This is a genomic window from Erythrobacter sp., from assembly GCF_023653175.1.
Lineage (GTDB): Bacteria > Pseudomonadota > Alphaproteobacteria > Sphingomonadales > Sphingomonadaceae > Erythrobacter.
In genome coordinates, this window is the sequence record NZ_JAMNXL010000113.1 from 1 (window position 1) to 11,690 (window position 11,690).

Genomic DNA, 11,690 nt, shown 5'->3' on the forward strand with positions numbered 1-11,690 from the left:
CGTGGATGCGGGCGATCCCGTCACCCACCGACAGCACGGTGCCGGTTTCGCTGACTTCGGCCTCGGTGCCGAAATTGGCGATCTGGTCCTTGATGACCTTCGAGATTTCTGCGGCGCGGATTTCCATTGTTCAGTCCTTTAAGCCTGCATGGCCTTGGCGAGCGAGTTGAGACGGGTGCGGATCGAGGCATCAATGCGCTGCGATCCGATGGTGACGACGAGGCCGCCGAGAAGGTCGGGATCGACCGCGGCGGTGAGCATGACGGTGCGTCCCTCGCGCGCCGTCAGCTTGGCCTTGAGGGTGGCGAGCTGGTCATCGCTCAGCGGGTGGGCGCTGGTGACGGTCGCGGTCACTTCGCCGCGCTGGTCGGCGGCAATCGCGCGGAAGGCGGTGATGATCGCGGGCAGCTTGCCGAGACGGCGGTTGGCGGCGAGCACGCCGATGAAATTGGTGGTCAGGGCCGAGAGCTTCAGCTTCTTGGCCACTGCCGCCATCGCTGCGCCCTGTGCGGCGCGGGCGAGTTCGGGGTTGGTGGTCAGCGCGGCAAGATCGGCCGAATCGGTGAGCGCAGCGCCCAGCGAGCCGAGGTCCTTCTCGACCGCGGTCACCGTGCCATTCTCGGCAGCCAGATCGAACAGGGCCGAGGCATAGCGTCCAGCCAGGCTAGCCTTGATACCGGCGGAAATGTCCACGCGCGTGCAATCCTCTTGCGAAGCTTCAAAGGAAAAATGCTTGGGCCTCGGGATCGGTGCACGCACAAGGGTGCCCCGCAAGGTTGGCGCGCGCCTAGCAACTGATTCCGGTTCCTGCAAGCCGCGAGGGGGAGGAATTGTGCAGGTGCGAAGCGGGGAGGGTCAGCCGCAGCTCCTGGGGCCGGAAGCCGGAGCAATGCGCTCGCCGCGCCTGATACGCTCGATCACATCCTTGAATGCGGCGTCGGCGCGCTTGGTGGCCCTGTCCCGCGCTGCATCGTCGAGAGTTCCGAACTCGCCCTCGGCATTGAGCCCCTGTGTCCATGCCATGTCGGCGGCGTCGGCTTCCTCGGAGGTGCAGATGCCGTTGCCGTAACCGGTGACGATGCATTTCTCACCAGCGTCGGTGACGATGCAATCGAGTTGGGTCGAAATCGGCTCGCAAGCGGTGGCCATCCCGCTGACTTGCAAACCGGCTATCGAATCCCTGTAGTCCTGCCAGCAGGCATTGCTGGCCGCATCGCCCTTCTCGCGGGTGCAGCGACAAGCTGAGGTTGCGAGGTCTTGCAGGTCGGCAATAGCAAGCCGGGTGGGCGCGGTGCGGTTGGCTTCCGAGGCCTCCCAGTCGAGGTAGCGCAGCACCATCCGCCCGCCGAGTACCAGCACCAGCAGACCCGCGATCACAGCGATCCACCGCCTTCGGCTCATTTCCCCGCGCCCTTCGCCGTGCAGCTATAGACCAGCCGCTCGTTGGGCCGCTCGGGCAGTCCTGCGATCAGGGTAGATTGCTGCTCGCCCAGCGTCCGCGCCGCATCGCTCACCCCGCACGCAGGCGGCGTGTAGGCGGCCCGCGCGGCCCGGGCAGCGGCGAGGGCTTCCTGGCCGAGCAGATAGCGGTCGGTGCGCAGGGTGCGGGTGGCCGGATCATAGGTGTTGACCGCGAGCGCCGCATCATCCTCGGCCGCGAAGACACGGCTCCATTCACCGCCTTGGCCGAGGCCATATTGGGTGCGCCCGTTGACGCAGCCATCGGCCGACCATTCGAAGGCGACATCATCGGTGCGCGCGGTGGTGACGCGGCTGCGTTCAGGCACGAGGGTGCAGATCAGCGCGCCCTCGGCGGCGTCCGAGGCCGTGCCGGGAGCCGCCGGCTTGCCCTCACCGCCGCCCGCCTTTTCCACAGCGGCGGCGACCCGGTCCTCGATCTCGGCAAGGCCCGGGCGGGTGAACCACAGCAGTAACGCGACCGCCAGCCCTGCCGCCGACAGCGCGCCCGCGATCCGCACATGGGTGGCTCTCGCCTCGTCGCTGCGCCACACGAAGGCGGCATAGCCCGCGCCGATGCAGGCGAGCAGCGCGATCAACGCCAGCGCCATGCGGTTCTCGCGCGCCTCGAGCACCTCCATCTGTGCGGTCAGGCGCGCGGTCTCACGCACCTCGCGTAAGCTCTCCGAGCGCTGCTCGAGCGCCGCGCGCGCCTTGCTCTGCTCGGCCTCGAGGCGCTGGCGCTCCTCGGCGTTCAGCTCGTCGATCGAGCGGCAGGGGAGGGCATTGACCACCGGCTCGACCTTGTTGCTGCGCAGGAAGGGCAGCAATTCGCGCAAGGACACCGCGAAGTAGAACTCCCCGTCGCCGCCCTGCGCATCGGCGCTGAAGCTGTTGACGCCGATCACCCGCCCGCACGGATCGAGCAGCGGCCCGCCCGAATTGCCGCGCGCGATCGGGGCGGTGTGGAGGATGGTGTCGAACTGGCGCGAAGGCCGCTCGCCGGACAGGAAGCCGCGCGACTTGACCGGCGGCTGGGCGCGGAAGATGTCCGACATGTCAAGGCCTTGAGCCAGATCGACATTCATCGGATAGCCCACCGCCGAAACCTCGCCGAGGTTGCCGGAGTCGCCGCCCGCCAGCGCCAACGGGGGCAGGCGCAGCGACCCGCTCGCGATCTCGAGCAGGGCAAGATCGTTGCGCGGGGATACCGCCACCACCCGCGCGAAGGCACCGCCTGCGCCTTCGGAGGGAACGATGCCGATCCGCAGCGTATCGTCCTGCACCGCCTCGGCCACGACATGGGCGTTGGTGACGATCCGTGTCGCCGAGACCGCAAAGCCGGTGCCGTGGCTGACGGGGACGGGCTCGCCCCCCTCCTCGCCGATAATCACCACCCGCACCACGCCGCGCGAAGCCGCATCGACATCGCCCGGATCGGCGGCGAGCGGGCCGCCGCGCAGCACCCCGAGCAGCACGACGCCCGCGCACAGCAGCGCCGCGATCAGCCGGAGGCGGAGGATGATCCGCAGGCGGGGGAGGTGCATCACGAAAAAATCCTTGAACTGGCAGGAATAGCTGCAATGACCTGCCTCATTCGGGTGATCTACCCAAACCACGCGGCAAAGCAAACGGGGGCAGCAATGATCGGCATGCGTTATGTGGCACTGGCCTTTGCGGCGCTGGCACTGGCGGCGGTGCCGGTCGCAGCGGCGGCCCAGGGCGAGGCGGTGCACCGCTTCACGGTAAGCGGCAAGGCCTTCACCGTGCCCGTGCCGCAGGGCTACTGCCTGCCCTCGGGCGGCACGGTCGCGCTCGCCGCGAAGGTCGCCTCGCTCGATACGATGAACCTGACCCACGCCAATCTCGACCGCTGCGGCACCTTCGGCGAGGATTACGTGCACATCAAGTCGCCGCGCCGGCCGCAGCCCGTGCCCATGCCGCGCGCGCAATTCCTCGCGCTGCTCGCCCGCGAACTGCAGACCGCGAACGGCCAGAAGCTGGTCGATGACGCCATCGAGAACGCCGGGCGCGATGTCGCCAAGGGCACCAACAACGAGGTCCAGCTCGACAATGCCGTGCCGCGCTTTGTCGGGCAGGACGACAACTGCGTCTACATGGCGCTGGTCAGCGACGTGGTGGGCGCGCTGGGCGCCATCAAGATCCGCGGCGTGATCTGCATGACGGTGGTCGGCGGCGAGTTCATGAACGTCAACGCCTATGCGATCGAGGGCAGGGGCACCACCGAGGCCCAGCTCAAGGCCCGGGTGCGCGCCATCGCGCTCTCGATTGCCGCCGCCGGGGCCTGAGCGGGCTTGCAACATTGAGCGCAAGCCCGCTGGCTGTGCCGCGCGCGCCTTTGGCGTAACCGCTCCCTGCAAGGCAAGCCAAGGCATGGGAGCAAGCAATGTTTCACGTGAAACATTTAGAGAACATCACTGACGAGGACCGCTGGCAGGCAGTGCTCGCCAAGGACCGGCGCTTCGACGGGGCCTTCGTCACGGGGGTGCATTCGACCGGCATCTATTGCCGCCCCTCGTGCCCTGCGCGCGTGCCCTTGCGCAAGAACGTGCGCTTCTATCCGGGCCCCGACGAGGCGGCGACGGCTGGGTTACGACCATGCAAGCGCTGCTCGCCGAACACGCAAAGCGCCGAGGAAGCCTGCGTGCTCGCGGCGATCGCGGCGATCCGCGACCAGGGGGCGATGACGCTCGACCAATTGGCCGAGCTCACCGGTTATACTGCGACCCATTTTCAACGCCTGTTCAAGCGGACCGTCGGCCTGTCCCCCGCCGCTTTCGCCAGAGCGCTGCGCGAACGACGCGTGCACGAGGCGCTGACGAGTGGGCAACGGGTGACCGACGCCCTCGCCATGGCAGGCTATACCGGGCCGGAGCAATTCTATGCGGAAACGAAAGGCAGGCTGGGCATGCGCGCGAGCGACTGGACGAGGGGCGGCGCGGGCCGCGTGATCCACTGGGCGGTGCTGGCGACCTCGCTGGGCGACATGCTGGTGGCGGCGACCGAGGCGGGGGTGTGCTGCATTGCCTTCGGCGAGGGCGAGGCGGAATTGCGGGCGCGCTTCCCCAAGGCCGAACTCGAGCCCGCGGGCGATGCCTTCCGCGCGCTGTTCGCTGATGTGGTGCAAGCAGTCGAGCAGCCCGGCCCCGGCAGCGCCGCGATCCCGCTCGACATCCACGGCACCGCCTTCCAGCAGCGCGTCTGGGAGGAACTCCGCCGCATCCCCCACGGCGAGACGCGCAGCTATGGCGAGCTGGCCGCCGCCCTCGGCAGCCCCAAGGCGAGCCGCGCGGTGGGCGGCGCGAACGGGGCGAACCACATCGCGGTGCTGATCCCCTGCCACCGCGTGATCGCCGCCGACGGGACGCTGGGGGGCTATGCCTATGGGCTGGCAATCAAGGCGGAGTTGCTGCGGCGGGAGGGGGCGTGATCACATGCTTTTATCGATCACGCTGACGACCGCTGAAGCCTTAGCAGCGATTTCGGCGTCTGCACTGTCTGACAGTGCAATGGTTTCCAGTCTCTGGCGGAGCTGTTCGGATGTGTAGAATTCCCGCACCCGCGCTTTGTCTGGCTTCGCCCAGAATTCTGTAACGTCTATCGTTCCGTAATCGCCAAACGTGCCACACCAATCCTGGTAGAGCCGCTCCACAAGTTGCTCATCGGCCAAGGCCATGACTTGCGACCAAAGGTCGTCCAGTTGCCACCCGCCTAGCGTGAACATGCAAAGGATCTCATCGAGAGAATGATAGCGCCAAGCGCCGCTTGACGGCGAACTGCTTTGCATGAATCGGCGCTGAAAGCGATCGAGCACACGCCACTGTCTGTCCGACCAATGGCTTGGGTTGCCGGTATCAAACCGCGAAAGTGAAACTTCGATACCTACGTACTTGGGTTCCTCTCCCATTGCGAGCACTTCGAGCGTTCGCGGCAAGAGATAAGACCAGATGTCCTTCCGAACGCCCTCGGTGGCGCACGCGGCACCGAACCATTCCTTTAGGTAATCGAGAGGCAAGTCTTCAATGTTCGGCCGGAAAAAATCAGCCTCGATTGCTTTGGACATGCAGCAGTCTGTGCAGACGTCGACGTCGCTTGGTTTGTATCCATCGAAGGCGCGATATGCCTCTTCGATAAGATCATAGAATGGGTGACCCGGAGGCATTTTCGCTCCGGGGTCGGTTGGGTTTTTGCGACTTTTCCTCCCCATGCGAAGCCTCTCAGTCCGCCTTGGACAGCATTCCCACCCCCGGCCCCTCCCGCAGGCGGGAGGGGAGTTTTGGCGCGGCCCGGTTCCCCTCCCGCCTGCGGGAGGGGTTAGGGGTGGGCCTGCGCCAAGCTCAATCCAGCTTCGGCGGCATCCCCGGCTCGCACTTGGCCATGGCGCGCTGGTAGGCAGGGCGCTCGCCGATGCGCTTCAGGTAGGCTTGCAGATTGGGCATCCCTTCGATGCTCGTCCCGCTCATCGCTCTGGAGGTGGTGAGCTGGAAGCCCATCATGATGTCGGCGGTGGTGAGCTGCGCGCCGCCGAAATACTCCGCCTCACCCAGGCGCTGCTCGACGATCTTCCAGCCCTTCGCCACGCGGTCTGCCACGAAGGCAGGCAGTTCGGTCGCACCCATGAACTGCGCCACCAGCGCCATCATGCCGTTGGTCATGAAGGTCGCGTTGGCCCAGTGGTAGTAGAACAGGTGGTCGGCGTAATCGGGGTGGTCGGGGCCGGGGACGAGTCCGGTCACAGCCGCCGTCTGGGGCGCATGTTTCGCCACGATGTAGTCCATGATCGCCCCGCTCTCGCCGAGCACGAAGTCGCCGTCGGTGATCACCGGCGCGATCCCCATCGGGTGGAGCGCCTTGTATTCGTCAGGAGCTAGACGATTATCGGTGCGGCGGCTGTAGAGCTTCAGGTCATACTCCAGCCCCAGCTCCTCGGCGAGCCAGACGATGCGTTCGGATTGCGACAGGCGCAGGTGGTGGATGGTCAGCATGGCATGGCTCTTTCGTCGATTGTTCTGCGCGGAGACCTAGCCAAGGCAGCGACGCTGCGCCATCCCTTTGCGTGAACGAAACAAGGGGAGCTTCGCCGATCATGGACACCGAAAACGCCGCGCCGCAGCCCTTGTGGAAGCGCATCTGGAATTTCCCGCTGGTGGCGATGCTGGTCGCGCTGGCGGTGACTGCGGCGGTCATCGCGATCGTGAGCATCGGCTTCGGCGCGATTGCGGAGGCGCTTGGCGAGAGCCTGCCGAGCGAGGTAACCGCGCCCTTGCAGGTGATCCTGGTGGTCGCGGCGCTGATCGGTCTCCAGAAGCTCGTCCTGCGCCGCCTTGGCGAGCGCAAGCATGACGACCTCCCTTTCGTCGGGGCTGCGCAGGCGCTGGCGGTGGGAATACTGGCGGCCTTCGTGCTGTTCAGCCTGATCGTCGGCATCGCCGCGCTACTCGGGGCCTACCGGATCGTCGGTTGGGGGGGCTTGAGCAACTGGATATTCCTGCTCTTCGCCGCCGGGGTCAACGCAGGCTTCGTGGAGGAGCTGATTTTTCGCGGCATCCTGTTCCGCTGGATCGAGGAATTCGGCGGCAGCTGGGCGGCGCTGGTCGTCACCTCAGGCCTGTTCGGCCTCGTGCATATCGGCAACGAGAACGCCACGTGGTTCTCCTCCTTCGCGATCGCGGTCGAGGCCGGGGTGATGCTCGGCGGGGCCTATATGCTCACCCGCAGCCTGTGGGCGCCGGTCGGCCTGCATTTCGGGTGGAACGTCACGCAGGGGCTGGTGTGGGACGTGCCGGTCTCTGGCAATGATGTCGACGGGGTGGTCGATGCGCGGCTGGTCGGCGATCCGCTGATTTCGGGCGGGGCCTTCGGGCTCGAGGCCTCGATAATCGCGCTGGTGGTGGCGAGCGGCTTTGGGGTGTGGCTGGTGAAGCGCGCGGCGAACAAGGGCGAGGTGATGGCCCCCTGGTGGGTGCGCCGCAAAGCCGCTGCCGCCGCTTCGGCCTAGGCCCGCGCCCAGCCTTCGCCTGCTGGCACGAGGCTTTCGAGGAAGCTTTCGGCGCTCTCCAGATATTCCCGTTGCTTGGCCTCGCCCATCTTGTCCCACGTCGCATAGATGCGGCCGATGCGGTGGTTGCTTTCGAGCCGGCTGCGGTTCTTCTCCATGAAGTGCCAGTAGAGCGGGTTGAACGGGCAGGCCTTGGGCCCGGTCTTCTCGGCGACCTTGTAGCGGCAGCCCTTGCAGTAGTTGCTCATCTTGTTGATGTAATTGCCGCTCGCCGCATAGGGCTTGGTCGCCAGCCTGCCGCCATCGGCATAGAGCACCATGCCTGCCACGTTGGGCAGCTCGACCCATTCATAGGCGTCGGCATAGACGGCGAGATACCAGTCGGCGACCGCGCGCGGGTCGATCCCGGCGATCAGGCAGAAATTGCCGAGCACCATCAGCCGCTGGATGTGGTGGGCGTGGGCATCCTCGCGGGTGGTGCGGATGCAGTCGGCAAGGCAGCGCATGTCGGTGTCGCCGGTCCAGAAGAACTCGGGCAGCGGGCGGTGCGCGCCCAATTCGTTGGCATCGGCCAGACCCGGCATCTGGTGCCAGTAGAACCCGCGCACATATTCGCGCCACCCAATGATCTGCCGGATGAAGCCCTCTACGGAGTTCAGCGGGGCCCTGCCCGATTTATAGGCAGCCTCGGCGGCGCGGCACAGTTCGAGCGGGTCCAGCAGCCCGCAATTGAGGCTGGTCGAGAGCATCGAGTGGTAGAGGTCGTCCTCCCCGTGGACCATCGCGTCCTGATAGGGGCCGAAGAGCGAGAGGCGGCGGGCGAAGAAGGCCTCGGCGGCTTCGAGGGCCTGTTCGCGGGTAACGGGCCAGCCGAAGGGTTCGAGGTCGCCGAAGTGATCGGCGAAGCGCTCGGCCACGAGGGCGATGACTTCCTGCGTGATCGCGTCGGGGGCGAATTTGGGGGTGGGGGGCGCGCGCATATCGCCTTTGGGCGGTTCGCGGTTTTCGCTGTCGAGATTCCAGACGCCGCTGACAGGCTTGTCGCCTTCCATCAGCAACCCGGTCTTGCGTCGCATCTCGCGGTAGAAATACTCCATGGTGAGGTGCTTGCGCCCGTCCGCGAAGGCGCGGAACTCGGCGTGGGTGGCGATGAAGCGCGTGTCGGGGAGGATTGAGACGGGGCAGGGGAAGCGGCCCTCCCATTCGAGCATTGCTTCATGCACCCGCCACTCGCCGCTTTCCGTGACGCGGATTTCGGACGGGGCATGGCGTTCGATGGCGCGGGCGACTTCGCCGGTGAAGCTGCCGGTGTTGTCCGGGTCTTCCAGCGCCACGTAATCGACTGTGAAGCCCTGCGCCCGAAGCTCCTCGGCGAAGTGGCGCATTGCCGAGAAAATGAGCACGATCTTCTGCTTGTGGTGCTTCACGTAGGTGGCCTCGTCCCACACCTCCATCATCAGCACGACGGTGCTTTCAGGCGAGAGACCATCGAGGCTGGAGAGATTGCGCGACAGCTGGTCGCCGAGGATCGGCACGAGAACGGGACGGGTCATGGGAGCCATACGCGGTGGCCCCCGCTTTGGTTTCGCGTTCAGACGAAGGAGTAGGGGTCGATATCGATCCCGACCCGCACGCCGGGCGCGAATTGCACCCCGCCGATCCAGTCGCGCAGGCAACCCTGCAAGTTGGCGCTGCGCCGCGCATTGACCAGAAAGCGATAGCGATACCGCCCGCGCAGCAGCGAGAGCGGGGCAGGCGCGGGGCCGAGGATCTGGACGTCCCCCAGCCGCGGGCGCACATCGCCGAGGCGCTGGGCGGCTTCGCGCGCTTCTTTCTCGTCCTCGGAAGACAGGATGATCGCGGCCCACCTGCCGAACGGCGGCGCGCCTGCATCGCGGCGGCCTTGGGTTTCGGCGGCGTAGAAGGCGTCGCGGTCGCCGTCCGCCAGCGCGGCGATCACGGGCGCGTCGGGGTGGCGGGTCTGGATCAGCACCTCGCCCGGCTTCGCGCCCCGCCCGGCGCGGCCTGCGACCTGCGCGATCTGCGAGAAGGTGCGCTCGCCCGCGCGCAGGTCTCCGCCTTCGAGGCCGAGATCGGCATCGACCACCCCTACCAGCGTGAGGTCGGGGAAGTGGAAGCCCTTGGTGACGAGCTGCGTGCCGATGATGATGTCGATCGCGCGGCCTTCCGCCATCGCGATGAATTCGGCGGCGCGTTCCGGGGTGTTGAGGGTGTCGGAGGTGGCGACCGCCAGCCGCGCCTCGGGGAACAGTTCGCCGACCTCCGCCGCAATCCGCTCCACGCCCGGGCCGCAGGCGACGAGGCAGTCGCTCTCGCCGCATTCGGGACAGGCCTCGGGCACCCGCGTCTCGAACCCGCAATGGTGGCAGGCGAGGCGGGCGGAGAGGCGGTGCTCGACCAGCCAGGCGCTGCAGCTCGGGCATTTGAAGCGGTGCCCGCAATTGCGGCACAGCGTCAGCGGAGCATAGCCGCGGCGGTTGAGGAACAGCAGCGATTGCTCGCCCTTCGCCAGCCGGTCGCGCAAGGCCTCGATCAGCGGTGCGGCGAGCCAGCGCTGGCTGCCGGGCTTCTCCTCGGTGAGGTTGACGAGGCGCACGGCAGGCAGGCTCGCCCCGCCAAAGCGTGCGGGCAGATCGAGCTTCGTGTAGACGCCGATTTCCGCCATGTGCAGGCTTTCCAGCGCAGGCGTGGCGCTGGCGAGGATCACCGGCAGGCCCTCGAAGCGCGCGCGCATCACGGCCACGTCGCGGGCGTTGTAGCGCACCCCGTCGTCCTGCTTGAAGCTGATCTCGTGCGCCTCGTCGACCACGATCAGGCCGAGCTTGGCATAGGGCAGGAACAGCGCCGAGCGCGCGCCGACGACGACTTGCGCCGAACCATCGGCAATCGCCCGCCACGCGCGGCGGCGTTCGGTCGATTTCAAGGAGGAATGCCACAGCACTGGCTTGGCCCCGAACCGCGCCGCGAACCGCGCGAGGAAATTCTCGGTGAGCGCGATTTCGGGGAGCAGCACCAGCACCTGACGCCCCTTCCGGATCGCGGCGGCTACAGGCTCGAAATAGGTCTCGGTCTTGCCGGACCCGGTGACCCCGTCGAGCAGGAAGGGGGCGAATTTTTGGGCGCGCACCGCCTCCACCAGCGTGCCCGCGACCGCGGCTTGCGCCTCGGACAGCGCGGGCTGGTGGAAGCCGGGATCGGCGGGCGGGTAAGGGCGGTCGATGTTGACCGTGACCGGCTCGAGCAGCCCCGCGCCGGCCATGCCGCGCAGCACGCCTTCCGAGACACCCGCGAGCGCAGCGAGTTCGCGCATCGTGCCCTGCTCGCCCGTCAGCTTCTCCAGCGCCGTCTTGCGCTGCGCGGTCAACCGGCCGCTCGCCTCGGCCCCCGTTAGCCGGTATTCGGTCATCGTCGCCGGGCCGCCCAGCGCCCCGCCGCTCGCCAGCGCCATGCGCGCCACGCTGGCGAGGGGAGCGCAGTAGTAATCGGCGGTCCACTCGATCAGCCGCCGCAGCGGCGCAGGCAGAGGCGGGACGGGCAGGACCTCGAGAATCGGGCGCAGGCGCTCGAAGGCGATTTCCTTGCCCGGCAGCGCTCCTGCGTCCCACACGATCCCCATCACCTTGCGCGGGCCCAGCGGCGCCACGACCACGCTGCCGGCAGGCGCGGCGACGCCCTCGGGCAGCCGGTAATCGAGCGGGCCGAGGGCGGCATTCAAAACAAGGAGGCGAACTCGGTTCATCGTGCAGTTATATGGGGCGGCGCAAAGGACGAGGGCAAGCTGGAGACCGATGAAAATGACCGCGATCACCACCTTTACCCCGACCCGTACCCCTACGCGGCGGAGCCTCCTCGCCGGCGCCGCAGGGGTCGGCGCCATGTTGCTGCTTCCCGCCTGCGCGAGCACCGGGGGCGGGTTCAGCATGACCGAGGCGGTGCGCCGCCTGCTGCTGCTCGCGACCGAGAACGCCTTCCTGCGCCTCACCGCGCCGGGCGGCTTCTGGGACGAACAGGTCGCGCGGCTCGGGCTGGCGAATGTGCTCGGCACGCGCGGCGATGTGTTGGGACGGATCCTCACCTCGCAGGCCTTCAAGGACCGGCTCGAGGAACGCTTCGCGGGCCTCGCGATCGACGCGAGCTTCCGCGCCGCGCCGGTGGTGACCGACGCAATCCAGGTGATCGGCTTCGATAACGC

The 11,690-nt window shown here is 67.3% G+C and carries 11 protein-coding genes; 4 read left to right on the forward strand and 7 right to left on the reverse strand.

The features are described 5' to 3' along the window. Positions 1-138: 138 nt before the first annotated feature. From NBV68_RS12690 to NBV68_RS12700, 3 genes are all read right to left on the reverse strand, one after another. Positions 139-693 carry a F0F1 ATP synthase subunit delta gene (locus NBV68_RS12690; protein WP_296310362.1) on the reverse strand — a complete coding sequence of 185 codons (555 nt, stop codon included), beginning with the start codon at positions 691-693 and terminating at the stop codon, positions 139-141. A gap of 162 nt (positions 694-855) precedes the next feature. Then, on the reverse strand, positions 856-1,401 hold the full coding sequence (locus NBV68_RS12695) for a hypothetical protein (protein WP_296310364.1): 546 nt from the start codon (positions 1,399-1,401) through the stop codon (positions 856-858). After that, positions 1,398-3,005: a serine protease gene (locus NBV68_RS12700; protein WP_296310377.1), complete on the reverse strand. Its 1,608-nt coding sequence runs from the start codon at positions 3,003-3,005 to the stop codon at positions 1,398-1,400. The genes NBV68_RS12695 and NBV68_RS12700 overlap by 4 nt, the downstream gene beginning before the upstream one ends. Before the next feature lie 96 nt (positions 3,006-3,101). Here NBV68_RS12700 and NBV68_RS12705 point away from each other — a divergent pair, with 96 nt between their 5' ends. Both NBV68_RS12705 and ada read left to right on the forward strand, forming a co-directional pair. Next, positions 3,102-3,767 carry a hypothetical protein gene (locus NBV68_RS12705; RefSeq protein WP_296310366.1) on the forward strand — a complete coding sequence of 222 codons (666 nt, stop codon included), beginning with the start codon at positions 3,102-3,104 and terminating at the stop codon, positions 3,765-3,767. Between the two features lie 107 nt (positions 3,768-3,874). Further along, entirely contained in the window at positions 3,875-4,909 is a 1,035-nt protein-coding gene (ada, locus tag NBV68_RS12710) for a bifunctional DNA-binding transcriptional regulator/O6-methylguanine-DNA methyltransferase Ada (protein ID WP_296310368.1), read from the forward strand. Here the strand turns inward: ada and NBV68_RS12715 are convergent, their stop codons facing one another. Both NBV68_RS12715 and NBV68_RS12720 read right to left on the reverse strand, forming a co-directional pair. Then, a complete protein-coding gene (locus tag NBV68_RS12715) occupies positions 4,910-5,542 on the reverse strand; it encodes a hypothetical protein (RefSeq protein WP_296310369.1) in 633 nt (210 codons plus the stop codon). It abuts the gene before it with no gap. A gap of 274 nt (positions 5,543-5,816) precedes the next feature. Further along, the gene (locus tag NBV68_RS12720) at positions 5,817-6,464 is read right to left on the reverse strand and encodes a glutathione S-transferase (protein WP_296310370.1); all 648 of its coding nucleotides are present in this window, start codon (positions 6,462-6,464) and stop codon (positions 5,817-5,819) included. A gap of 101 nt (positions 6,465-6,565) precedes the next feature. Between NBV68_RS12720 and NBV68_RS12725 the strand changes: the two genes are divergently transcribed. Next, entirely contained in the window at positions 6,566-7,477 is a 912-nt protein-coding gene (locus NBV68_RS12725) for a type II CAAX endopeptidase family protein (protein WP_296310371.1), read from the forward strand. On the opposite strand, the gene NBV68_RS12730 is transcribed toward NBV68_RS12725, so the two are convergent. Both NBV68_RS12730 and NBV68_RS12735 read right to left on the reverse strand, forming a co-directional pair. Beyond that, complete coding sequence (locus NBV68_RS12730) at positions 7,474-9,030, reverse strand: cryptochrome/photolyase family protein (protein ID WP_296310373.1); 1,557 nt, start codon at positions 9,028-9,030, stop codon at positions 7,474-7,476. The two genes, NBV68_RS12725 and NBV68_RS12730, sit on opposite strands and share 4 nt — an antisense overlap. Before the next feature lie 38 nt (positions 9,031-9,068). Next, complete coding sequence (locus NBV68_RS12735) at positions 9,069-11,237, reverse strand: primosomal protein N' (RefSeq protein WP_296310374.1); 2,169 nt, start codon at positions 11,235-11,237, stop codon at positions 9,069-9,071. A gap of 55 nt (positions 11,238-11,292) precedes the next feature. On the opposite strand from NBV68_RS12735, the gene NBV68_RS12740 reads away from it, so the two are divergent. Next, positions 11,293-11,690, forward strand: a 398-nt coding sequence (locus NBV68_RS12740) for a DUF4197 family protein (RefSeq protein ID WP_296310375.1), incomplete at its 3' end; no start/stop codon positions are given.